General features: G+C 74.3%; 26 protein-coding genes. 15 read left to right on the top strand and 11 right to left on the bottom strand.

The annotated features are described in order from the left end of the window. Window positions 1-218 precede the first annotated feature (218 nt). Entirely contained in the window at window positions 219-1133 is a 915-nt protein-coding gene (locus QOL16_RS12825; RefSeq protein WP_071282331.1) for a metallophosphoesterase, read from the bottom strand. A gap of 166 nt (window positions 1134-1299) precedes the next feature. Between QOL16_RS12825 and QOL16_RS12830 the strand changes: the two genes are divergently transcribed. After that, window positions 1300-2310: a low specificity L-threonine aldolase gene (locus QOL16_RS12830; RefSeq protein ID WP_083230306.1), complete on the top strand. Its 1011-nt coding sequence runs from the start codon at window positions 1300-1302 to the stop codon at window positions 2308-2310. 258 nt (window positions 2311-2568) lie between these two features. After that, window positions 2569-3477 (top strand): glycoside hydrolase family 16 protein, encoded by a 909-nt coding sequence (locus QOL16_RS12835; RefSeq protein WP_071281988.1) that lies wholly within the window; start codon window positions 2569-2571, stop codon window positions 3475-3477. Between the two features lie 200 nt (window positions 3478-3677). Here QOL16_RS12835 and QOL16_RS12840 read toward each other — a convergent pair whose 3' ends face one another. Then, window positions 3678-4886, bottom strand: coding sequence for an ROK family protein (locus tag QOL16_RS12840; protein WP_071281990.1), 1209 nt, complete (start codon window positions 4884-4886; stop codon window positions 3678-3680). A gap of 134 nt (window positions 4887-5020) precedes the next feature. Between QOL16_RS12840 and QOL16_RS12845 the strand changes: the two genes are divergently transcribed. The 4 genes from QOL16_RS12845 to QOL16_RS12860 are packed head-to-tail and all read left to right on the top strand — an operon-like array spanning window position 5021 to window position 9921. Next, on the top strand, window positions 5021-6319 hold the full coding sequence (locus QOL16_RS12845; protein ID WP_071282333.1) for an ABC transporter substrate-binding protein: 1299 nt from the start codon (window positions 5021-5023) through the stop codon (window positions 6317-6319). Window positions 6320-6329: 10 nt separating this feature from the next. Then, window positions 6330-7286, top strand: coding sequence for a carbohydrate ABC transporter permease (locus QOL16_RS12850; RefSeq protein WP_071248018.1), 957 nt, complete (start codon window positions 6330-6332; stop codon window positions 7284-7286). Then, on the top strand, window positions 7286-8206 hold the full coding sequence (locus QOL16_RS12855) for a carbohydrate ABC transporter permease (RefSeq protein ID WP_139266271.1): 921 nt from the start codon (window positions 7286-7288) through the stop codon (window positions 8204-8206). The genes QOL16_RS12850 and QOL16_RS12855 overlap by 1 nt, the downstream gene beginning before the upstream one ends. Before the next feature lie 53 nt (window positions 8207-8259). Further along, a complete protein-coding gene (locus tag QOL16_RS12860; RefSeq protein WP_071282337.1) occupies window positions 8260-9921 on the top strand; it encodes a glycoside hydrolase family 13 protein in 1662 nt (553 codons plus the stop codon). A 133-nt stretch (window positions 9922-10054) separates the two neighbouring features. On the opposite strand, the gene QOL16_RS12865 is transcribed toward QOL16_RS12860, so the two are convergent. After that, window positions 10055-10369: a transcriptional regulator gene (locus tag QOL16_RS12865; protein ID WP_065963462.1), complete on the bottom strand. Its 315-nt coding sequence runs from the start codon at window positions 10367-10369 to the stop codon at window positions 10055-10057. Next, window positions 10366-10788, bottom strand: a complete 423-nt coding sequence (locus tag QOL16_RS12870; RefSeq protein ID WP_065963498.1) for a chemotaxis protein CheY — start codon at window positions 10786-10788, stop codon at window positions 10366-10368. Before QOL16_RS12870 ends, QOL16_RS12865 begins: the two co-directional genes overlap by 4 nt. Before the next feature lie 100 nt (window positions 10789-10888). Between QOL16_RS12870 and QOL16_RS12875 the strand changes: the two genes are divergently transcribed. Then, on the top strand, window positions 10889-11815 hold the full coding sequence (locus QOL16_RS12875) for an ABC transporter ATP-binding protein (RefSeq protein ID WP_071281993.1): 927 nt from the start codon (window positions 10889-10891) through the stop codon (window positions 11813-11815). Beyond that, entirely contained in the window at window positions 11812-13122 is a 1311-nt protein-coding gene (locus tag QOL16_RS12880) for an ABC transporter permease (protein WP_139266272.1), read from the top strand. Before QOL16_RS12875 ends, QOL16_RS12880 begins: the two co-directional genes overlap by 4 nt. Window positions 13123-13234: 112 nt before the next feature. On the opposite strand, the gene QOL16_RS12885 is transcribed toward QOL16_RS12880, so the two are convergent. Beyond that, complete coding sequence (locus QOL16_RS12885) at window positions 13235-13864, bottom strand: TetR/AcrR family transcriptional regulator (protein ID WP_065963466.1); 630 nt, start codon at window positions 13862-13864, stop codon at window positions 13235-13237. Window positions 13865-13988: 124 nt separating this feature from the next. After that, a complete protein-coding gene (gene pnuC, locus QOL16_RS12890; protein WP_071281997.1) occupies window positions 13989-14654 on the bottom strand; it encodes a nicotinamide riboside transporter PnuC in 666 nt (221 codons plus the stop codon). A 157-nt stretch (window positions 14655-14811) separates the two neighbouring features. Here pnuC and QOL16_RS12895 point away from each other — a divergent pair, with 157 nt between their 5' ends. Continuing rightward, window positions 14812-15336 (top strand): hypothetical protein, encoded by a 525-nt coding sequence (locus QOL16_RS12895; RefSeq protein ID WP_071282000.1) that lies wholly within the window; start codon window positions 14812-14814, stop codon window positions 15334-15336. A gap of 43 nt (window positions 15337-15379) precedes the next feature. Here QOL16_RS12895 and QOL16_RS12900 read toward each other — a convergent pair whose 3' ends face one another. Then, on the bottom strand, window positions 15380-16132 hold the full coding sequence (locus QOL16_RS12900) for an SDR family oxidoreductase (protein WP_071282339.1): 753 nt from the start codon (window positions 16130-16132) through the stop codon (window positions 15380-15382). 101 nt (window positions 16133-16233) lie between these two features. On the opposite strand from QOL16_RS12900, the gene QOL16_RS12905 reads away from it, so the two are divergent. The 6 genes from QOL16_RS12905 to QOL16_RS12930 all read left to right on the top strand — a co-directional run bounded on the left by QOL16_RS12905 (window position 16234) and on the right by QOL16_RS12930 (window position 20414). Then, a complete protein-coding gene (locus QOL16_RS12905) occupies window positions 16234-16785 on the top strand; it encodes a TetR/AcrR family transcriptional regulator (RefSeq protein WP_065963474.1) in 552 nt (183 codons plus the stop codon). Between the two features lie 2 nt (window positions 16786-16787). After that, window positions 16788-17288 (top strand): GNAT family N-acetyltransferase, encoded by a 501-nt coding sequence (locus tag QOL16_RS12910; RefSeq protein WP_217637599.1) that lies wholly within the window; start codon window positions 16788-16790, stop codon window positions 17286-17288. 459 nt (window positions 17289-17747) lie between these two features. Continuing rightward, window positions 17748-18296 (top strand): alternate-type signal peptide domain-containing protein, encoded by a 549-nt coding sequence (locus QOL16_RS12915; RefSeq protein WP_071282002.1) that lies wholly within the window; start codon window positions 17748-17750, stop codon window positions 18294-18296. A 44-nt stretch (window positions 18297-18340) separates the two neighbouring features. After that, on the top strand, window positions 18341-18874 hold the full coding sequence (locus QOL16_RS12920) for a hypothetical protein (RefSeq protein ID WP_083394026.1): 534 nt from the start codon (window positions 18341-18343) through the stop codon (window positions 18872-18874). Then, on the top strand, window positions 18871-19749 hold the full coding sequence (locus QOL16_RS12925; RefSeq protein WP_071282004.1) for a hypothetical protein: 879 nt from the start codon (window positions 18871-18873) through the stop codon (window positions 19747-19749). Before QOL16_RS12920 ends, QOL16_RS12925 begins: the two co-directional genes overlap by 4 nt. 89 nt (window positions 19750-19838) lie before the next feature. After that, window positions 19839-20414 carry a signal peptidase I gene (locus QOL16_RS12930; protein WP_254780126.1) on the top strand — a complete coding sequence of 192 codons (576 nt, stop codon included), beginning with the start codon at window positions 19839-19841 and terminating at the stop codon, window positions 20412-20414. 196 nt (window positions 20415-20610) lie between these two features. Here QOL16_RS12930 and QOL16_RS12935 read toward each other — a convergent pair whose 3' ends face one another. From QOL16_RS12935 to uraD, 4 genes are read right to left on the bottom strand one after another with little or no spacing between them, the layout of a single operon-like run. Further along, the gene (locus tag QOL16_RS12935; protein ID WP_254780128.1) at window positions 20611-21222 is read right to left on the bottom strand and encodes an NTP transferase domain-containing protein; all 612 of its coding nucleotides are present in this window, start codon (window positions 21220-21222) and stop codon (window positions 20611-20613) included. A 24-nt stretch (window positions 21223-21246) separates the two neighbouring features. After that, the gene (gene pucL / locus QOL16_RS12940) at window positions 21247-22260 is read right to left on the bottom strand and encodes a factor-independent urate hydroxylase (RefSeq protein ID WP_083394852.1); all 1014 of its coding nucleotides are present in this window, start codon (window positions 22258-22260) and stop codon (window positions 21247-21249) included. 5 nt (window positions 22261-22265) lie between these two features. Then, complete coding sequence (uraH, locus tag QOL16_RS12945; RefSeq protein ID WP_065963483.1) at window positions 22266-22598, bottom strand: hydroxyisourate hydrolase; 333 nt, start codon at window positions 22596-22598, stop codon at window positions 22266-22268. Next, a complete protein-coding gene (gene uraD, locus QOL16_RS12950; protein ID WP_071282008.1) occupies window positions 22595-23089 on the bottom strand; it encodes a 2-oxo-4-hydroxy-4-carboxy-5-ureidoimidazoline decarboxylase in 495 nt (164 codons plus the stop codon). The genes uraH and uraD overlap by 4 nt, the downstream gene beginning before the upstream one ends. Window positions 23090-23124: the final 35 nt, after the last annotated feature.

A 23124-nucleotide genomic window follows, 5' to 3' on the forward strand; every position in this document is an offset into this window, starting at 1 on the left:
GAGCGCGGGGTACTCCGCGGGTCCCCCGCGACGCGCGGGAGCCACAGCCGGACCGGCCGACGGTCCGGTCGCCGGGCAGGCGGACCGGCGGACCGATGCGCGTGGGCACGGGACAGGCGGACCGACGCGCACGGACGCGGGACGGGCGGACGGGAGGCGCGGTGCGGGCCCGCCCCGCGCCTCCCGTCCGCCCCGCACCGCGTCGGTGACGCGACCGGTCAGCGCTTGCCGGCCGCCTCCGCGACGCGCGCCGCGGTCGCCGCGTCCAACCGGAACGCGCGGCGGTCGCCCTCCGACCGGGGCACGCGGACGGGCGTCGACCAGACCGACCCGTCGGTGGCGACGTCGACGACGAGCGCACCGGAGGAGACCCAGGCGGACTCCTCGTCGTACGGGCCGACGACGTCCGAGTCGTTCGCGACGCCCGGCGCGACCAGCACGGGCACGCCCGCGAGGGACCCGGCGGAGTGGTGGTGCAGGTGCCCGCCGAGGACGAGCCGCACGTCGGATCCGTCGAGCACCTCGGCGAGGTCCTCGGGGTTCTGCAGGCGGAGCGCCTCGTGCAGCGCGGTCGGCGCGGGCACCGGCGGGTGGTGCAGGACCACGATGCTGCCGTGCTCGACCGGGTCGCCGGTCAGCGCCGCGCGCAGGTGCTCGAGGGCGGTGTCGCTCACCTCGCCGTAGCCCGCGCCCGGGACGCTCGTGTCGACGGTGACGATCCGGAAGCCCGCGACGAGGGACTGCCCCGAGACGGGGACGCTCGACGGCGTGTACTGCATCGTGTGCGCGAGCGGACGCCCGCCCTCCCCCAGGACGTGCCCGTCGGCGAGGACCTGCCGGAAGCCCTCGCGCAGGTCGTGGTTGCCCGGCACGGCGACGAACGCGGCGCCGTGCCGCTCGGCCCAGGACCCGACCCGTTCGCGCACGGTGCGGTACGACTCCGGACTGCCGTCCTCGGAGACGTCGCCGGACACGACGACGAGCCCGACGCCGGGGACCGGGTCGACGTGGGCGAGGACCGCGTCGAGGGCCGCGGTGGTGTCGACGGTCCCCTGGTGCAGGGCGCCGTCGCCGGTCAGGTGGGTGTCGGACAGGTGGAGGACACGGAGGGTCCCCGGTGCGGGCGGCTGCATGCGCACACGCTAGCGACGTCGGTGGTCCGGGGGCTGCACGGCGGGTGGACCGCGGGTGGCGCCGGCGGACGCGGACGCGGGGGTGCGTGCGGCGGCCCCGCCGCGGGTGGCGCCGACGGACGCGGACGCCGGGGCGCGCGGCGGCCCACCGCGCTACCGTTGCCGCGTGACCGACGCCCCGATCGACCTGCGCTCCGACACCGTCACCCGCCCGACCCCCGCGATGCGCCGGGCGATGGCCGAGGCCGAGGTCGGCGACGACGTGTTCGGCGAGGACCCGGAGACGAACGCCCTCGAACGCGAGGTCGCCGCGCTGCTCGGGTACGAGGCCGGGCTGTTCACCCCGACCGGCTCGATGGCGAACCAGCTCGGGCTCCGCCTGCACGTCGCCCCGGGCGAGGAGCTGCTGGCCGACGTCCGCGCACACGTCGTCCGTGCCGAGCTCGGTGCGGCCGCGGTGTTCTCGGGCATCACCACGCGCACCTGGCCCTCGGACCGCGGGCGCCTCGTCGCCGAGACCGTGCGCGAGCTGGCCGAACCGAACGCCGGCGCGTACTCGGTCTCCACCACGGCGATCGCGGTCGAGAACACCCACAACTTCGGCGGCGGCACGGTGCAGCCGCAGGACGAGATCCGCGCGGTGCAGGCCTTCGCCCGGGAGCACGGGATCGCCCTGCACCTCGACGGCGCCCGGCTCTGGAACGCCCACGTCGCGACCGGCACCCCGCTGCACGAGCTCGCCGCCGGGTTCGACACCGTGTCCGTCTGCCTGTCGAAGGGGCTCGGTGCCCCGGTCGGCTCGGTGCTGCTCGGCACGCGCGAGCACGTCGCCGCCGCACGGACCTGGCGGAAGCGCTTCGGCGGGGGCATGCGGCAGACGGGCTTCCTCGCCGCCGCCGGTCGGTACGCGCTCGGCCACCACGTCGACCGGCTCGCGGAGGACCACCGGAACGCCCGGGTCCTCGCCGCGGCGCTCGACGTCGACCCGGCGACGGTGGACACGAACATCGTGTTCGCCGAGGTCGCCGACCCGGCCGCCTTCGTCACGGCCGCGGCGGAGCGGGGCGTCCGGGTGATGCAGCTCGGGCCGCGCAGCGTCCGGCTCGTCACGCACCTGGACGTCAGCGCCGACGACGTCGAACGTGCGGCCGAGGTGCTCGCGGCCCTGCCCCGCTGACGGGACGAGCAGGGAGCCGACGCCGCGGCGGTCGAGCGGCTGCCCGCGTGGCCCGCAGGCCGGAATCCGTCGGTACCCCCCGAACGGGGCACAGCTGGGGCACAATGCTCGTGGACGCGTCACCGACTCCCCCGGGACTCCGGTGCGGTCCACCTCCGTGCCCGAGCCCCGTCCCGAGGAGCCCGCCATCCCCGTCCCGTGCCCGCGCACCCTCACGTGCGCAACGCCCGTCCCGCCCACCACCGATCGGAGCGCCCGGTGAACCGCCGGCGCGTCACGGTCGCCGCCGCAGCGCTCAGCTGCGTGCTGATCGTCGTCCCCACCGCCGCCTCCGCGAACTCCTGGTGCGGGTGGTGGCGCGAACACCACCTCCCTCCGGCGGCCTCCCCGACGCCGACACCGACGGAGCAGCCGGAGGACACGACGCCCGCTCCCGACGACCGGTCGGGCGACGAGCAGCCGACCACGGAGCCCACCGAGGCCCCCACGGAGCAGGCAGAGACCGCCCCGGACACGACCCCCGTGACCGCGGCCCTCGCGGACGACACCCGCCCGCCCGCACTGTCCTTCGTCGAGGACTTCGACACGCAGGCAGCGGTCGGCCGAGTCGCGTCGACGTACCCGCAGGCGTGGCAGCCCTACCCGGACGGCACGTCCGGCATCTACGAGCCGAGCAGGACCGTCTCGGTGCACGACGGCGTCCTCGACGTCCCGCTCGGTGGTGCCGGCACCGCGGGCACGTTCGGCTCCCTCGCGGGCGCCTGGGGCCACGTCGGCGGCACCTTCTCGGTGCGCGCGAAGGCGACCGGCGGCGACGGGAACGGCGCGGCCTTCATGCTGTGGCCGAGCTCGAACGTCTGGTCCGACGGCGAGATCGACTTCCCGGAGGGCAACTTCGAGGAGCGCCCGCAGGCGTTCCAGCACGCTATGACGCCCGGTCGCGAGGCCGAGCGCACCCAGGTCGACAGCGGCGTCTCGTGGCGCGACTGGCACACCTACACGGTCCAGTGGGACCCGGGGCACTCCGTCACGTACAGCGTCGACGGCCGCGTGCTCGAGACGATCACGCACGACGTCCCCACGACCGCGCACCGCTTCATGTTCCAGACCGGCAACTGGGGCGCGTCCGGCAACCTGCTCGTCGACTGGGTCGCCACGAGCGAGTGACGCGCGTCGTCCGCACCACCTGACGGACGGGAGGCGCGGTGCCGGCCGGCACCGCGCCTCCCGTCCGTCGCGACACGGCCCCGGCGGTCGCGGGCGCGGTCGCGGTCGCGGTCGCGGTCGCGGAACGACACCCCCGCTGTCGTTCGACAGCGAGGGTGTCGCCGGACAGCAGCGAGCCGTACGTCGCGGCGTGGCCGCGCTCAGACCGCGGCGCCGGTCCGTGCCGGCAGCGGGAACCCCAGCGGGTCGGCGCGCACGGTGTCGAGCGCCGACGCGAGCGCCCCGAGCACGACGACGTCGCCGCCGAGCCGGGAGGCCACGACCTCCGGCGTCGGGTCGTACGCCCACGCGGCCAGGTGCGCCCGCGCACGGTCGATCACGCCCGAGGCAGCCTCGGCGATCGCGCCGGCCACGACCACGCGGTCGATGTCGAGCAGGCTGGCGAGCAGGACGCACACCCGGGCCAGGCGGTCCCCGAGCCGGTCGACGACCTCGAGCGCTACCGGATCGCCGAGCGCGGCGGCGGCGAACACCTCCGCGGCGCCCGGCCCGGTCTCGCCGTCGGCGGAGACCCCGGCGTCGAGCAGGGACCCGGGGCCGATCCGTCCGGCGTCGCGTGCTGCGCGGACGAGGTCGCGGGCGGTCCGGCCGATGCCGTTCGACGACCCCACGCCGTCCACCAGGTCGAGCACACGGAGCTCGCCGGCACCGCCGCGTGCGCCGCGCAGCAACGACCCGTCGACCACGAGCCCGGCGCCGAAGCGCTCCCCCGACAGCAGCGCCGCGAAGGAGGCGTCGCCGGAGGACGGCCGCTCGGCGAGCGCGGCGGCGTTCGCGTCGTTCTCGACGACGACACGTCCGTGCCCGACCACGCCGCGGAACCCGGGGTTCATCGCGTCCCAGAAGCCGCCGTCGGCCGGTGAGGCACCCGTGGCGTCGACGGGCGCCGGGACGCCGACCACCGTGACGAGCACCCGCTCCGGATCGACCCCGGCACCGGCGAGCGCCGTCGCGATCGTGTCGGCCGTGACGCCGAGGCGCACCGGGACGTCGAGGCCCGTGTCGCCGAGCGCTCCCTCGGCCCGCGCGAGGACGGTGCCGCGCAGGTCCGCGACGAGGGCGGCGACGCGGTGCTGCCCGGCGTCGACGCCGACGACGACACCGGCGTCGGGGTCGAGCGCGTACCGACGGGCCGGACGCCCCTTCTGGTACTCACCGGCGGCCCGGGCGTCGTCGAGGTCGCGCAGCCACCCGAGCCGGACCAGCTCGGCGCACGCCCCGAGCACGGTCGAGCGGGTCAGGCCGGTGGCGTCGATCGCCTCGGTCGCGGTGAACGCCTCGGCGTCGAACGCGTACGCCAGGACCGTCTCGGCGCTGGTGGCGCGGACGGTCGCACGACGTGGTGGCATGCGCCGACCCTACCGTCGGAACAGTTGCTTGCGCGATTAGATTTTCTGGGTAGATTTACTCCCGTGAGCCGGCACCGACGCCGGACGCGACACCCGGGACGGCAGTGACGCCGATCCGGACGGACGGAGACGACGTGCAAGCAGACGCCACCACCAGGAGCGCCGCAGCGGTCAGCCGCCGCGGGTTCCTGCTCGGGGCCGGCGGCATCGGGGCGGGCCTCGCGCTCGCCGGGTGCGCCCCGCTCGGGTCCTCGAGCAGCCGCCCCGAGACGATCACCTTCTACGTGTCGAAGCCCGAGGTCATCGGCTACTTCGACGACGTCATCGCGACGTTCCACGACAGCCAGTCGAGGATCCGGGTCGTGCGCGACTCGACCTTGAACATGTCGGCGAACTTCGTCCGGAACCGACCGCCGGACCTCGGGTGCCTGAACTACAACTACGCGATGGTCTCGTTCGTCGAGCACGGCGCCCTGACGGACCTGTCCGGCCTGCCCGAGAAGGACACGATCAACCCGGACCTGTGGCCGCTCATGCAGCAGACCGCCACGTACCCGGGCCGCACGAGCGTCCTGCCCTACTCGGTGACCGCCGCGTCGGTGATCTACAACAAGCGGATCTTCGCCGACCAGGGCCTCGAGGTACCGACCACCTGGAGTGCGTTCCGCGACGTGTGCGAACGGCTCGTCCGGGCCGGCATCACGCCGATGTACGGCACGTACAAGGACAACTGGACGATCGCGCAGGGCATGTTCGACTACTCGGTCGGCGGCATGCTCGACCTGCAGGAGACCTTCGCCGCGCTCGACCGCGAGGGCACCTCGGTCGGCCGGGGTTCGAGTGTGTCGTTCGAGAAGGACTTCGCCGCACCGGTGGACCGCATGGTCGACCTGCTGCAGTGGCACCAGGAGGGCGCCGCGAGCCGCGGGTACGGCGACGGCAACCTCGCGTTCGCGCAGGGGAAGGCCGCGATGTACCTGCAGGGGCCGTGGGCGCTCGGCGAGATCGCGAAGTCGAACAAGGACATCGACCTCGGCACGTTCCCGTTCCCCGCGACCGACGACCCCGCCGACAACACGGTGCGGGTGAACGTCGACCTGGGGCTCTGGATCCCGGAGGCGTCGCGCAAGCAGGAGGCCGCGCGCGAGTTCCTGTCGTTCCTGATGAGCCCCGCGGTCAACGACCGGTACAACGCCGACAACAACGGGTTCGGTGTCCGCAAGGACTCCCCGCCCGCGGCGAACCCGGCCCTGCAGGGCATGCAGGCGTCCTACGACGCCGCACGGTTCTCGCTCGGCGCCTCGCAGCTCATCCCCGCCGAGATCCCGGTGGCGAACTACCTGCAGTCCATCGCCTTCGGCGGTGCCCCCGCTCCGCAACTCCGCACCCTCGACGGCGACTGGGCGCGTCTCGCGCTCCGCACGGCCGCGTAAGGAGACGACCTTGGCAACCACGACCACCGAAGCCGTCACGACGGCGGGCCGCCGCCGACGGGGCGGGAACGCACCGCGCCTCCAGTCCGGGCGGGCCGGCGCCGGCCGGAAGCAGCGGGTCGACCCGCTCTTCCTGCTCTTCCTCGTCCCCACCCTGGTGCTCTTCACGCTCGCCATCACGCTCCCCGCGGTGATGGGCATCGTGCTGAGCTTCACCGACTCGGTCGGGTTCGGCGAGTTCCGGTTCACCGGGTTGACGAACTACGTCGCGCTGTTCTCCGACCCGGCGATCCTGCAGGCGTACCTGTTCACGATCGGGTTCTCGCTCGTCACCGTGCTCGTCGTGAACGCGATCGCGTTCCTGCTCGCCATCGCCCTGACCTCGCGGGTGCGCGGGAAGATCGCGTTGCGGGCGGTGTTCGTGCTGCCGATGGTGATCTCGGGCATCGTCATCGCGTACGTGTTCTCGTTCCTGTTCGCGAACTCGCTGCCGGCACTGGCGACCACGCTGGGCTTCGCACCGCTCGAGCAGAGCATCCTCGCGAACCCGGACCTCGCGTGGGTCGCGGTCGTCGTCGTGACCGCGTGGCAGGCGATCCCGTCGACGCTCCTCATCTACATCGCGGGCGTCCTGTCGATCCCCGGCGAGGTGTACGAGGCCGCCGCGCTCGACGGCGCGAGCGCGTGGCGGCAGCTGGTGTCGATCACGGCACCGCTGACCGCGGGCTACATCCTCATCAACCTCGTCATCGGGTTCAAGAACTTCCTCAACTCGTACGACATCATCGTCGGCCTGACCGACGGTGGTCCCGGCACCTCGACCACGAGCGTCGCGATGTCGATCTTCAAGGGCTTCAGCGGCGGGGACTACGCCTACCAGATGGCGAACGCGACGGTCTTCTTCGTGATCGCCGTCGTCATCGCCGTGATCCAGCTGCGGGCCACCCGCGGGAAGGCAGCGCTCTGATGTCCCTCCAGGCACCCCTCCGACCGGGGACCACCGCGACCGGTTCGATCCGCTCCGTCGACGCCGACCGGAACGCCGGCGGCCGCGCCGCCGGTCGTCGCGGCGGACGGTCCAACTGGCCCGTCACGATCCTGCTCGTCGTCTGCACGCTGTCCGTGCTCGTGCCGCTGTACGTCACGGTGGCGATGGCGTTCAAGACCACCGCCCAGGCGGTCGACGGCAACGCGTTCTCGCTACCGGCACCGTTCAGCGTCGACGGCTTCGTGCAGGCGTGGGAGCTCACCGACTTCCCGCGGGCGTTCGGCGTCTCGGTCCTCGTCGCCGCGATCACCGTGGCGGGCACGATCCTGCTCGCGTCGTTCACGGCGTACGCGATCGCCCGGAACTGGGACCGCCGGCTCTTCCGCTGGTCGTTCTTCTACCTGCTCGCCGCGATGTTCCTGCCGTTCCCGGTGCTCGCGCTGTCCCAGGTGAAGCTGACCGGGCTCGCCGGCCTCGACAACCCCTCCGGCGTCGCGATCCTGCACGTCATGTTCCAGCTGTCCTTCAGCGTGCTGCTCTTCACCGCCTTCCTGCGCTCGATCCCGGCGGAGCTGGAGGAGAGTGCACGCATCGACGGGGCGAGCACCGGGCAGGTGTTCTGGCGGCTCGTGTTCCCGCTGCTCGCGCCGATGAGCGCCACGGTCGGCATCTTCGCGTTCCTGGCGTCGTGGAACGACTTCGTGATGCCGTCGCTGATCACCTCGGACCCGGCACTGCAGACCCTGCCGGTGCTCCAGCAGATGTTCCAGACGCAGTTCAGCAACAACTACAACGTCTCGTTCGCGTCGTACCTGATGGCGATGGCGCCGGCGATCATCGTCTACCTCGTGACGCAGCGCTGGGTGATGGCCGGCGTGACCCAGGGCGCCATCAAGTGACGAGCACCACCACGAACCCCGCACCGACGACCACGAACCACGGAAGGACCATCGTGACCGACACCCTCGCCCAGCCCGCTGCGGCCACCACCGACGAGACCTGGTGGCGCCAGGCGAGCGTCTACCAGGTCTACCCCCGCTCCTTCGCCGACGCGGACGGCGACGGCATCGGCGACCTGCGGGGCGTGACCAGCCGGGTGCCCTACCTGGCGTCGCTCGGGATCGAGGCCGTCTGGCTCAGCCCGTTCTACCCGTCCGCCCTCGCCGACGGCGGTTACGACGTCGACGACTACCGCGACGTCGACCCGCGGCTCGGCACGCTCGACGACTTCGACGAGATGGTCGGGGCGCTGCACGCCGCCGGCATCCGCGTCATCGTCGACATCGTCCCGAACCACACGAGCGACCGGCACGCCTGGTTCCGCGAGGCCCTCGCGTCGCCGAAGGGCAGCCCGGCCCGGGACCGGTACGTCTTCCGCGACGGCACCGGCGCGTCCGGCGAGCAGCCACCCGCCGACTGGGTGTCGATCTTCGGCGGCCCGGCGTGGACCGCGGTCGGCGACGGCCAGTGGTACCTGCACAACTTCGCCTCGGAGCAGCCGGACCTGAACTGGGCGAACCGGGAGGTCCGCGACGACTTCCTGCACACCCTGCGCTTCTGGTCGGACCGCGGGGTCGACGGCTTCCGGATCGACGTCGCCCACGGCCTGACGAAGGACCTGCCCGACGGTCCGCTGCCGACCTGGGCCGAGGTGACCGCGGCGCCGAAGGACGGCTCGCACATCCTGTGGGACCGTGACGACGTGCACGAGGTCTACGCCGAGTGGCGCCAGGTCTTCGACGAGTACACCCCCGCTCGCACCGCGGTCGCCGAGGCCTGGGTCGCCGCCGACCGCCGTGCGCGGTACGCCAGCGCCGAGGGGCTCGGGCAGGCGTTCAACTTCGACCTGCTCGAGGCCGACTTCGACGCCGGGCAGTTCCGGAGCGTCATCGAGTTCAACCTCGGCCTCGCCGAGCAGTCCGGCTCGTCGACGACGTGGGTGTTCTCGAACCACGACGTCGTCCGGCACGCCACCCGCTACGCGCTCCCCGCCCGGGACGGCGACGAGCAGAAGCAGGGCGCCGCGTGGCTGCTGGCCGGCGGCTCGCAGGACGCACTCGACCGTGCGCTCGGGCTCCGGCGGGCCCAGGCTGCGACGCTGCTCGAACTCGCGCTCCCCGGCTCCGCCTACCTGTACCAGGGCGAGGAGCTCGGCCTGCACGAGGTGGGCGACATCCCCGACGCCGAGCGACAGGACCCGGCGTTCTTCCGGAACCCGGGCGTCGACGTCGGGCGTGACGGCTGCCGCGTCCCGATCCCGTGGACCCGCTCGGGGCCGTCGTTCGGCTTCGGCGCGGGCGGCGCGCACCTGCCGCAGCCGGCGTGGTTCGCCGACTCGTCGGTCGAGGCCGAGGACGCCGACCCGGAGTCGACGCTGAACCTGTACCGGAAGGCCCTGGGCCTGCGCGGCCAACTCCAGACCGAGGAGCACCTCGAGTGGATCGAGACCGGCCGCGACGACGTGCTCGCGTTCCGCCGCCCGAACGGGTGGACGAGCGTGACGGTGTTCGGCGACGAGCCGTACGCACTCCCCGCCGGCGAGCTGCTGCTCGCCTCCGCGCCGGTGGCAGACGGCGCACTGTCGGGGGTGGGGACCGCCTGGTTGCGTTCCTGACGGGACCGGGAGGCGGACGGGAGGCGCGGTGCGGGCAGGCACCGCGCCTCCCGTCCGTCCAGTGGTCGCGTCGACGGACCGGGCGGACCCGCCCGTCCTGGGTCACCTCGACCGGCCGGACGGACCCGCCCGCTCAGGCCGACGGGTCCGCGATCTCGCGGAGCGCCGCCAGGTGCGACCGCCAGGCGGCACGGCCCGCCCGCGACAGGGTGAGCGACGTCCGCGGGGTCTTGCCGACGAAGGCCTTGCCGACGGTCACGTACCCGGCGGCCTCGAGCGCGCTGACCTGCTTGCTCAGCGCCGAGTCGGTGACCTCCACGGCGTCGCGGACCTCGCGGAAGCCGAGCGTGCCGGCGCGGTCGAGCGCCGCGACGACCGAGAACCGGACCGGGTTCTGCAGCAGGTCGTCGAGCCGGTGCCGCGGGTGCGTGCCCGACGTGACGGTCACGACCGGGACTCCCGCGCAGCGCAGGCGAGCGTGACGACGAGCACCGCGCCCGAGGTCACCGCGGACCACAGCACCGAGCCGTGCACCCACGCGACGACCGCGATGGACGCGCCGTAGGTGACGGTCCACGCCGCGATGTACCCGGTCCAGCGACGCCCCCGGGCGAAGGCGGAGCGCCCGCGGATCGCGGCGGTGAACCAGAGGACGAGCGCGAGCACCACCGCGATGGTGCCGACGTAGGCGGCGGCGAACGCGCGGCCCTCGCTGAGGCCCATCGCGAAGGTCCCGAGTGAGGTCGCGGCGCCGAGCGCGACGATGAAGGCGACGTAGGGCCACCGGACCCCGTCGTGCGCGCGGCGGGCGATGCGGTCGGCCTGCGCCAGGAGCGCTCGGGCCTCGGCGGGCTGGATCTCGGTCATGTGGTTCCCCTCTCCGGTCTCCACCCTGGCATGTACTTTCCATCTTGGCAAGTGGTTTCCATGCCGTGGCGCGTCGGTGGCGCCCGGCTAGGCTCGCGGCATGAGCGGCGCTGCCATCGACGTGCGGGACCTGGTCGTGCGGTTCGGGGACCGGACGGTGGTGGACGGCCTGACCTTCGCGGTCGCGCCGGGCGAGACCTTCGGGCTGCTCGGCAGCAACGGCTCCGGCAAGACCACGACGATCCGGGCGTTGCTCGGCATCACCACGCCCACGAGCGGGACGCTGACGATCGACGGCCAGCCCTTCCGACCGGCGACCGGCGGCGTCGGGTACCTGCCCGAGGAGCGCGGCCTGTACCGGAAGGAGTCGGTGCTCGACGTGATGACGTACTTCGGCGTCCTGCGCGGGCTCGGGCGGGCCGAGGCGACCGCGTGGAGCACCGGGTTCCTCGAGCGCGTCGGCCTCGGCGACCGGGCGAAGGTCCGCGTCGACCGGCTCTCCGGCGGTCAGCAGCAGAAGGTGCAGCTCGGCATCACGATCATGGACCGCCCGCGGCTCCTCGTGCTCGACGAACCGACGAAGGGCCTCGACCCGGTGAACCGCCGGCTCCTCCTCGACCTGGTCGACGAGCGGAAGGCGGACGGCGCGACCGTCGTGCTGGTGACCCACCACATGGACGAGGTCGAGCGGTTGTGCGACCGGATCCTCCTCCTCAAGGACGGTCGGGCCGCCGCGTACGGATCCGTGCCGGACGTGCAGGACGCCTTCGGCGGCGCGGTCGCCGAGGTCGCGCTCGACGGGCCCGTCCCGCCGTCCCCGCTGTACCGGCTGGTCCGGCACGAGGGCCACGTCGCGCACCTCGCACCGACCGCCGCAGCCGCACCCGACGGCTCCGACGTGCTCGCCGCGCTCGTCGCCGCGGGTGCGCACGTGACGGGCTTCGCGATGCGGCGGGTCCCCCTCGACGAGGTCTTCGTGCAGGTGTACGGGCACGGGGCCGGCACCGAGGCGGAGGCGGCGGCGTGAGCCGGGCAGGACGCCGGGCCGTGAACTCGGGCGCGGCTGACGGGATGCGCGGGTCGCCGGGAAGCGGCCGGGGCGGCGGCCGCGCCGGTGTGCTCCGCACGGTGGTCCGCTTCGAGTTCGTGCGTGCCGTGCGGAAGCCCGCGTTCTGGATCGGCACGCTGGCCCTGCCGCTCGTCGTCGTGGTCGTGTCACTGCTCGTCGGGGTGGGACAGGCGGCCGGGACGGACTCGGCGTCGTCGAGCGCAGCGGCCGCGCGGACCCCGTTCCACTACGTCGACCACTCCGGGCTCGTGTCGGCGTCGGTGGCCGCGGAGTGGGGCGGCTCCCCCTCCGAGGACCCGGCCGCCGACCGCGCCGCCGTGCGCGCCGGGACGCTGGACCTGTTCGTCGAGTACCCCCGCACGCCCTCGTCGTCGCCGATCCGCCTGCAGGGAGCCGATCGCGGCCTGTTCGAGAACGGCGGGTACGCGACCCTCGCCGAGAAGGTGCTCGAACGGAGCGTGGCCGCATCGGTCGACGACCCCGAGGCCGTCTCGCTCCTCCGCTCGCCGCCGGACACCGAGCTCACGACCTGGTCGGACGGCCGGGAGGCCCCCGGGTGGCTGTCGATCGTGCCGCCGTTCCTCTACGTCGTGGCGTTCTTCGGACTCGTCGTCCTGCTCGCCACCCGCATGGTGACGGTGGTGGTCGAGGAGAAGGAGAACCGGATCTCCGAGATGGTCCTGACCACCGTGACGGCCGGACAGCTCATCCGCGGCAAGGTCGTGGCGATGCTCCTCGTCGGCCTGGTGCAGGTCGGGGTCGTCGTGGTCCCCGGGCTCGTCGTCGCCCTCGTCGCGCTCCCCCTCGTCGCGCCGCGGCTCGGCGGGCTCACGGTCGACCCGTGGCGGATGGTGGTGGGCGCGCTGCTGCTCGTCGGTGGAGTGCTGCTCGCGTCCGGGCTCTTCGTCGCCGTCGGTGCCGCGGTCCCCTCGATCAAGGACGCCTCGACGCTGCAGTCCGCGGCGATCTTCGCGCTCGTCGTGCCGCTCTACGCCGCGTTCTTCGTGGCGACCACCCCGACGTCCCCGGTGGCGGCGTTCTTCACGTGGTTCCCGACGTTCACGCCGATCACCGCGATGGTGCGGAACGCGGTCGGGACGCTGTCGGTCGCCGAGTCGGTCGGGGCCGTCGTCGAGGTGTTCGTCGTGGCGGCCGTGCTGCTGTGGGCCGCCGAGCACCTGTTCCGGCACTCGGTCGCGCAGTACGGGTCGAAGGTGACGCTGCGGCAGGTGCTCGCGATGCGGCCGGGGCGGCGGGGCCGGTAGGCGGGTCCCCACCGGTGAGCGTCCGGGTGGTCGGGCGCCGGTGCTCGGGCGCCGGGAGTCGGGCGCCGGGTGCCAGGCGGCGGCCCCGGTCGCCGATCAGCCCAGGACGGGTTCAGCCCAGGACGGGGGCCGCGTCGAGGTCCCAGGGTGCCGGCTCCTGCTCGCGCCACCCGGCGCGGACGGTGCGGATCATCCGGTCGAACTCGACGAGCACGTCGAGGTAGGGCCGCACGAGCATCTGCACCTGGAGCCCCTGGTAGACCGCGATGAGCTGCGTCGCCGCCTGGTGCGCCGGGATGCCGAGCTGCTCGATCCCGCGGACGACGTCGAACTCGAGGCCGTGCGCGACCTCGCCGACGTACTCGTCGAAGCGGGCGCGGAACAGCTCGCCGAAGTCGCACTCCGACGACGCCAGGTTGACGACGCCGGCCAGCAGCCGCACGAGCCCCGGGTCGGCCACGTCCTCGGCGAGCGAGCGCCGCACGTGGTCGACGGTGCACGCGGCCGGCTGCGACCGACCGGTGCCGCGCAGCTGCACCCAACGGTCGTACGTCACCAGGAGCAGGGCGTCCCAGCTCGGGAAGACGCGTCGGACGTCCTCGACGGTCACCCCGCACGTGTCGGCGACCGCCGCGGTGTCGACCTGGTCGAACGGGTACAGCCGGTAGGCGCGGATCGCGCTCCGGACGACGCGGTCGGCGAGGACGCCGTCGTCGACGGGCGTCGCCTGCAGGTCGTCCATGGGGACAGTCCACCGCATCCGGGCGCCGGCTGTCGCGACCCCGAGCGGGGGCCAGTCGCCAGGTCGGCCCGGCGAGGCCGGTGTGCCGGGCCGGGCCGGCCGGCCGGGCTCGCCCGCCGCCTCGTCAGCCGAGCGTCACGGGTGCGGCCGACGGGCGGACGCGCTGCCGCATCCACACGAAGAAGCCGGTCAGGGTGAACGCGCCGTAGAAGACGTACATCAGCCCGGACGCGTAGTACCCCGCCGAGAACAGCAGCGGCACCCCGACCAGGTCGACGGCCACCCAGACCAGCCAGAACTCGACCCACCCCTTCGCCATCCCGTAGGTGGCGAGCAGCGAGCCGACGAAGATCCACGCGTCGCTCCACACCGGCTCGTACGAGCCGAGGGCGCGGAACACGGGGGTCAGGACCGCGGTGCCGCCCACCAGCGCGAGGACCAGCAGGCCGCGGGTCTGCCAGGAGGCCCACCGCGGCTCGACGACGGTCGTCGCCTCGTCCGCGCGGTGCGTCCACCGGTACCAGCCGTAGACGCTCACGACGATGAACGTCACCTGGCGCCCGGCCTGGCCGAGCAGGTTCACCGGGTTCGGGGTGTCGAACAGCGCCCCCATGAAGACCGTGAAGAGCAGGGCGTTGCCGAGGATGCCGACCGGCCACGCCCAGACCCGGCGCCGCATGCCGCCGAGGGCGCTCGCCAGCCCGAACAGGTTGCCGATCACCTCGCGCCACAGCACGGTCTGGTCGCCGATCACGAGCTGCGCGTCGAACAGCCACCGCACGATGCCCACGGGCCCTCCTCGTCTCCGGACAGGCCAACGGTAGGGGGTCACCGCGCATTCCGGGCTGCCGCGACCCCGTGTGACGACCCGGTCCGGACCCGGCGCGGGCACCACGGACCACCGCTGCCCGGCCCCGCGTGGGCGTCCCGGTCTAGGCTCGGGCGACGTGACGGACGGGGTGCAACGGGCGCGGGACCTGCTCGACGAGGCGGCCGTCCGCCTGCGCGCCGCGGCCGTCCAGGACGAGGCCCTGGGCGAGTACGTCGAGCCGCGCGCCGTGCTCGGCATCCGCCGCGAGCCGACGATCCGGTCGCTCGGTCGGGTGTGGCGCGTCGGCGCGCTGCTGCTCGGCTCGACCGACGAGACCGCCGGCCGGGTCTGGGCCACGGGGCGCATCACCCGCGTCACCGACCCGGGGCGGTCGCAGTTCGTGTCGGTCTCGGCGGAGGTGCGCCGCGCCTACCGGGCCGCCGCCGCGAAGGGGCACTTCCCCGAGGGCGACACGGTCAACCACGGGGCGGTGCCGATCCCCCTCGACCGGTCCCTCGTCGACGGTGACGGCGTGCTCGCGGTCGTCGACGACGAGCCCGTCGTGCGGTGGTCCCCGGCGGCCGGGACGGTGCCGCTCGAGGCCTACCTGCGGGACCGCGTCGGGCTGCTCGTCGAGCCGCCGCGGGGCGCGACCGACTGAGCCGCCTCCTCCACCCGTCGCCCAGCGCGGGGTCGGCTCGGTGTCAGGCCCGGTTCCCGACCCGGCCGGGCACGGCGATCCACTCGGCGACGGACGGCCCGACCACCTCGGCGGTCTCGTCGGGGAGCAGCGCGCCGCCGCGGAAGGCGGCACCGAGCGACCCGGGGATCCGGAACGGCACCGGCAGCACCCCAGCCGGTCGCACCGCGCGCGTCAGGGCCCAGAGCGTGGTGACGTCCGGCCCGGCGACGTCGACCCGGGGATCCGCGCGGACACCCGTGACGACGTCGGCCAGCACGCCCGCCACCGCGTCGAGGGCGACCGGCGCGATCGTCATGCCCGGCACGAGCGCGACCGGCCCCACGCGCAGCCGCCCGGCGTTCTGTGCGGCGAACTCGAACCACTGCGTCGACCGCACGACCGTCAGGCGGGAGCCGGTGCGGGCGGCAGCCGCCTCCTGCGCCGCCTTCCCCGCGAAGTACCCGTACCCCTGGACGGCCGGTCGCTCGCACCCGTGGATCGAGAGGAGCACGTGGTGCGCACCGGTCCGGGCCGCGGCAGTACCGACCGCGCGGGTCGAGCGGGTGGAGAAGTCCGTCGCGACCCGCCTGCTCGTGGTGGCACGCCCGGCCGCCTCGACCACCGCGTCCGCACCGTCGAGGAGCGCGGCGACGTCGTCCCGCAGCACGTCGAACCCGGTCGACCGGGAGCACCGCACGACCTCCCAGCCCCGGGCGGCGATCGCCCGCTCGATCGCTCGTCCGGACCTGCCCCCGCCGATCACCACTGCGCGCATCGCGTTCCCCTCGTCGCACTCCGGTCGGATGTCCACTACATCCGTAGAGGACACTACACGTGTAGAGGACCCTACGATGAGACCGACGAGGAGGGACGCGCATGGGACGCCGTGAGGAGCTCGCGGACGCCGGCATCCGGCTCGCCGCCCGCGGCGGCAGTCGCGCACTGACCCACCGTGCCGTCGACCAGGAGGCCGCGGTGCCACCGGGGTCGACCTCGTACTACGCCTCCACCCGTCGCGACCTCACCGCGCTGGTCGTCGACCGGATCACCGACCAGCTCGCCGTCGACCTCTCCGACCTGGTACTCCCGCCGGTCCCCGACGACGACGCGGTCGTGGCGATCGCCCTCGGGTTCCTCGACCGCCTGGCGGCTCGCGCCGACGCCCAGGCAGCACGGCTCGCCCTGCTCGTGGACCTGCGGGACGACGACCTCCGCACCACGCTGACCGGCGACGACCCCGCCCGGGAGGCACTGGTCGCGGTCGCGCGCACCCTCCTGGTGGCCGTCGGCGCGGCGGACGTCGACCGACGAGCCGTCGACCTCGTGGGACTCGTCGACGCACTGCTGCTCTACCGGGTCGCCGACGTCGCCCCCGTGGACGCCCGGGCGGTCGTCGCCGCGTTCGTGGCGGGGCTCCCCCGACGGTGACCGTGCACGACGGACCCCGGATCCGCGCGGTCGACCCGGCGTCGCCGCTCGCGGTGGCGATCGTGCGCGCCTACCTCGAGGACGTCGCGTCGCGGTGGTACGGGCGCCCGGCCACGGTGGACGAGGTCGACCGTGCACTCGTCGAGGAACCAGCGGCCGACCTCCACGGCGACTCCGGTGTGCTGCTCGTGGCGGTCGACGACGACCGGGCCGTGGGCTGCGCCGGAGCGCGGTTCCTCGGCGACGTCGCCGAGCTGACGAAGGTCTTCACCCTGCCGGGACACCGCGGGCACGGCACGGGTCGCGCGCTCGTGGCCGCCGTCGAACGGGTCTGCCGGGACCGTGGGACCACGACGATCCGACTGGACACCCGGGCCGAGCTCGTCGAGGCGTGCGCGATGTACGAGCGTGCGGGCTACGAGCAGGTGGCTGCGTTCAGCGACGACCCGCACTCCGACCGCTGGTACCGCAAGACCCTGGTGGACACCGCGGGCACCGACTGACGGTCGCCCGCTGGGTCGACGAGCCGCACCGTCAGCGCTGCACGGGACACCGCGTCCGCGCCGTCGTCGTGCGCACCCCGGGACACCGACCAGAGTGCCGACTCGACCAGGCGGGCGGTGCACCACGCCACGATGCGCTCCGGCGACGGCGTCCCACACCGCCCTGCTGCCGGGGTACACCGCTGTCGGCCATGTCACCGACAACGACTGTCCCCCGTTCTGGGGTGGATGCATGTGCATGTTCTTCCGGACGAACCGGGGACAGACCGGTACGTTCGGCCCTGGCACGTCCCGACACGCCCGAGCGTCCCTGCGCTCCGGAGCCCCGTCGGACGGCCTGGCACCGGCCAGCCGCGTCCCGCCTCCCACAGCGCGACGGAAGGCACGAGTCCCCGCGCACCCGACCCGACACCCGTGCGCGGGCTGGAGCGCTGCACGCTGCGCGGAAACGGATCGAACATGCACAAGCTCGTCACCGGCACCATCGCCGGCGCGGTCGGCGTCGCCCTCCTCCTGGGCGGTGCCGGCACCTTCGCCCTCTGGAACGCGGACGCCTCGACGGCGGCCGCGCGGATCAGTTCCGGGACCCTCTCGTTGCGCACCGCCGACGCCGGCGCCTGGACCGACGTCACGAAGGGGCGGTCGGCGTCGATCGACCCCGCGCAGGTCCTCATGGTCCCGGGCAACACCTACCGGTTCACGCAGACGCTCGCGATCGACGCGACCGGGAACGACCTCGTCGCCGACCTGACGTACGCGCCGCAGAGCATCACCGGGGACGCCGATCTGCTCGCCGCGACGACGAAGACCCTGTCGGTGACGTCGTCGAGCACGTCGATCTCGGAGACCTCCCCGGGCACGTTCGAGGTCCGGCCGACGAGCGGCACGGCGACCGTGCAGGTGGTCTTCACGATCGCGCTGCCCGAGTCGGCGACGACGGGCCAGGGCGGCACGCTCGACGTCGGCGGGCTCGCCTTCACCCTGAAGCAGCGACCCGTCACCGTCTGACCGTGACCGGTCGACACCGCGCACGCCCCCGGCACGGGAGACCGGTGGGCGCGACCCTGGTCCTCGTGGCCGGGGTCGCCGCGGCGCTGGCCGGGACCGGCGGGACGTACGCCCTGCTCACCGACTCGGCCGGTACGGCGGGTGCGACCGTGCGGTCCGGCACCGCGACCCTCACCGTCTCGCAGCTGTCGGCGACGGGTGCGACGGTGCTCGGCCCGGGATCGAGCACCGTCGGGTCCTTCGCGGTCCGCAACACCGGCACCGTCCCGCTCGCGATCCGGGTCGCGACGACCGCGTCGCGGGTCTCGTCGGCCGGCACCACCGCCGCCGTCGTGCTCGGTGCGCAACGGGTGACCCTGGCACCGGTCACGTCGTCCCGTGCGTGTCGGGCGGGGCTCCGCGGCACGAGCGGTGCCCTCGGCACATTCGACACCGGGAGCGGTCTCCTCACGGTGTCCCCGGGCGCGAGCAGCACGGCCTGCGTCGAGGTCGCCCTGGCGGGTGACGCCCCGCAGAGCGTGACCGGGGCCGTCACCGACTTCACGCTGACCGTCACCGGCACGCAGGTCGCCCCGTGACCGCCCGGCTCCGCACCGTCGTCGCGGTGGTCCTCGGCGTGGTCCTCGTCGTCGTGGGTCCGTCCGCCGCCTGGGCGCTCTGGACCGCGAGCGGTGCGACGAGCTCGCGGACCACGGTCGGCACGCTCGTCGCCGGCATCAGCGGCACCGACGCGATGAGCGTCGCGTCGTCCGGCTCCACCCCGACCACCCGGCCGGTGACGCTGACGAACGCCGGCACCCTCGCGGGCACCACCGCCACCACCGTGTCGACCGCGTCCGGGACGACGGCCGCCCTCGCCGCGGCCGTCGACGTCGTCGCGTGGCCGGTGTCCTCGGCGGCGGCCTGCACGGACGCCGCCGCCGTCGGTGCCGGGTCGGTGTCGGGGACCTGGGCGGCGCTGCCGAGCATGTCGTCGTCGCTCGGCGCCCGGTCGAGCGCCGTGTGGTGCACCCGGAGCACCCCACGACCGGACGCCCCCGCGTCGAGCCGGGCGGACGTCGTCCTCACGCTCACCACGACCACGGGGTCCTGGCGGTCCGCACCGGCCCGGGGCACCTTCACCCTGACGACGGCGGCGGCGGTCCCGGCGATGGGGTGCACGAGCGACAACGACAACTACGTGACGGTCACGTGGCCCACTGCCGACCGCCCGATGGACACCTGGTACGGCGCGTTCGTCCAGGGCACCGTGGTGGGCGCCGTCGCGCAGGGCTACTCCGGCTTCACCACGATCGCGCCGGAGCAGGTGCGTCCGGTCGCGACGAGCGGCACGCAGACGGTGGTGGTCCGGGTCCTCGACTCCGCCCGACAGCCGACCGACACCGTCGTGGCGAGCGGGACCGTCACGTTGTTCCAGCGGGACGACGGGCCGCGGATCCGGTGCGGGTCGTGACGTCGCTCCGGATCCGGACGGCGGACGGTCGACCACCGATCCGCCGCGCGACCGGAGGTCGGTCCCCGCGTCGGACCGGATGGCGGGCGGTGCTCCGTGCCGTCGGGACCGGACTGTCCGTCGGCATCCTCCTGGTCACCGCGGCGCTCGCCGTCGCGATGGTCGTCGTGCCGAGGGTGACGGGGTCCGTCCCGCTCACGGTCCTGACCCGGTCGATGGAGCCGACCCTGCCGCCGGGAACGCTGCTCGTGGTGCGGCCGACCCCGCTCGCGGACGTCCGGGTGGGTGACGTCGTCACCTACCAGCCCGTGTCGGGCGACCCCGCCGTGACCAGTCACCGGGTGGTGGCGGTCACGACGGCGTCGGACGGCAGCCGGACGTTCACGGTCCGCGGCGACGCCAACGCCGAGGCGGACCCGCCCGTCCTCGGCGCGCAGGTGCGGGGCGTCGTCTGGTACAGCGTGCCCGGCGTGGGGTGGGCGAGCCAGGCCGTGAACCGCGAGCGCGGCTGGCTCCTGCCCACGGCGGCCGTGGTCCTGATCGCGTACGGCCTGGTGCAGGTCGTCACGGGTGTGGTGACGGAGGTCCGGCGACGTCGGTCCGGACGGCGGCGTGGCCGACGACGCGCGACCGACGGCGACCCGTCGCGGCGGCTGCCGGCCTGACCGGCCGGCACCGCGCCTCCCGGGCCGCGCCGACGGCACAGCGACCGGTCCGACGGACCGACACCGGGCCTCCCGGCCCCGGCCGACGGGACGGCGAGCGGTCCGACGGACCTGCACCGCGCCTCCCGGCCCCGGCCGACGGGACGGCGAGCGGTCCGACGGACCGGCACCGCGCCTCCCGGCCGGGTCGGGACGGTCAGGACGGGAGGTCGTGGTCGCGTCCGTCCCAGAGGTCACCGCAGTCGACCGGCTCGGCTCCGACGGCGGCCAGGTACGGCCCGGCCCCGCGGTCCGCCACGGCGGCCGACCCCGCGGACGCGCGGAGCGCCGCGAGCAGACCGGACCAGTGCGCGCGACCGAGGAGCACCGGGTGACCGGGTCGGCCACCGAAGGCCGCGCGGCGCACGGCGTCGGGACGACCTCCGGCGTCGCCGACCACGCGGTCCACCGCGGCTGGGGGCAGGTCCGGGAGGTCGACGAGGGAGACCAGGGCCGTCGCCGCACCGCGCGACGCCGGGGCGGCGGAGAGCACGTCGAGGCCGGTCGCGAGCGACGCGCTCACCCCCGTCTTCCAGTCCGGCGCGACCACGGTGCGGACGACGGCCCACCGCGGGACCAGGACCCGTGCCTCGTGGGCGGCGCAGCCGAGCACGACGACCACCTCGTCGCACCCGCCGTCGACGAGCGTCGTCACCGCGCGCTCGACCCAGGGCCTGCCGTCCGCCGAGCGGACGAGCGCCTTCGGGGTCCCCATCCGGGACCCGGCACCCGCGGCGAGGAGGAGCCCCGCCACGTGCCCGCCGGTCACGGGGTCAGCCGTCCGCGTCCGGGCTCACACGAAGCCGGGGACCGTCGCCCAGGCGGCCGGTGCCTCGGCCACGCCGTCGCGGACGACCGTCCCGGCGATGAGGCCGTAGGGGCGGTCTGCCGCGAAGAACACCTCACCCGGGTTCTCGAGCCCGAACGGGGCCAGGTCGACGAGGAAGTGGTGCTTGTTCGGCATCGCGAACCGCACCTCGGCGATCTCCGGGAAGGCCTCGATCGCGGCGCGGCCCATCGCGAACAGCGTCTGCTGCAGGGCGAGGGAGTGCAGGTCGGCGAACACCGCGAGCATCTCGTCGAGCACGCCCGCGTACCGGGCGTCGTAGTCGATCCCGGCGGCGACGGCCTCGGGCGTGTACCGCCACCGCGCGGTCACCGAGGTCGCGAGGATCCGGTCGTCGGTCTCCGCCAGGGTCGTGTAGCCGTCGCGCGGGAACCCGTGGAACTCGCTGCCGGTCGACTTGAGCACCGTCAGGTCCGTCACACCGGCCAGGACGTGAACGTCCTCGCCGTCGACCTGGACGACGGCCGTCCGGGTCCCCCGACCGGCGCGGACGAACGCGTGGTCGTGCTCGGCACCGTCCACGACGATGCGTTCCCAGGCGTGCTGCTCGGCGGAGAGCGTCGCGCCGTCGTACCAGTCGAACGCCGTGGTGAAGTGGCGGCCGAGGCGGAGCAGGAACTCCTCCGGGCTGTGCACGCCGTGCTCGCGGGCGAAGGCGTACACGGTGTTCTTCTGGCTGTCCGTGGCGACGACCTTCGCGTTGTCGCCGTCGGTGTACGAGTCGGCGAGGGCCTCGCCGCGGAGCTGGGTCGTGACCGTCAGGTCCTCGATGGTGTGCCGCGGGGTGTCGCGGGTGACCCGGACGAGCCGGACCTCGGCCTTGCCGTACTGGTTGGCGCCGAGGTGCACCGTCGTCGCCGTGGTGGCGGCGGCGGACGCGGCGTCGGGGCCGGCCGGCACCGCGTCGGGGTCCGCCGGGGCGGTGGCGGTCGGCACGGTGCTGGTGGTGGTGTCGGTCATGGGGGTCAGCTCCCTCGGTAGGTGGAGTAGGCGAACGGGCTGAGGAGCAGCGGGACGTGCAGGTGCCCGTCCGCCGGGTCCTCGCGGACGGTGACGACGACGTCGACGCGCGGGTGGAACGCCGCCGTGCCGAGGGCCGACCAGTAGGCGCCGGTGGCGAACGACAGCGTCCACTCCCCCGGTGCCAGGCGGTCCGGCCCGAGGTCGGCGACCCGGCCGTCGGCGTCGGTGGTGTCCGCCGCGACGACGACGTGCCCGGCGTCGCGGAGGGTCACGGCGATGCCCGCGGCGGGACGGCCGTGCGTGGTGTCGAGCACGTGGGTGCTGAGGTGGCTCACGCGACGGTCCTCCCGAGTCGGAGCAGGGCGATGTCCCGGAGGGCGTCGGCGACCTCCGCGCGTTCGGTGACGTCGTCGTTCCCGAGCCGCCGGTCGAGCTCGGCGAGGACCTCGGGCGCCGTCCGGCCGGCGGCACGGACGAGGAACACCCGGCCGAAGCGTTCCTCGTACGCCGCGTTGCCGGTCCGGAGCGCCGCGGTCGTGGCGTCGTCCCGGTCCGCCGAGGCAGCCTGCTCGGTGCGGGCGGCCCGGGCTGCGGCGTCCGTCCCGGTCGGGCGCTCGCCGATGCGGGGGTGGTCGGCGAGGGCCGCGGCGACCTCGTCGTCGGTCCAGGTCCGGGCGGCGGCGTCGGCGGCCTCGGCGAGCGCCGACACGGCACCGTACGGTCGGCCGGCGACGACGGCACCGACCCAGCGCGGGACCGGCGCCCACGCCGCGACGACCGCACGTGCGGCTGCGTCGTCGAGGGCGTCGAACTCGGTGATCTCCATGTCCCGAAGCGTCGCACCGCCGTGTTTCGGGGAGG

It is taken from the genome of Curtobacterium sp. MCBA15_004 (assembly GCF_001865055.2).
In the GTDB taxonomy this organism is placed as follows: Bacteria; Actinomycetota; Actinomycetes; order Actinomycetales; family Microbacteriaceae; genus Curtobacterium.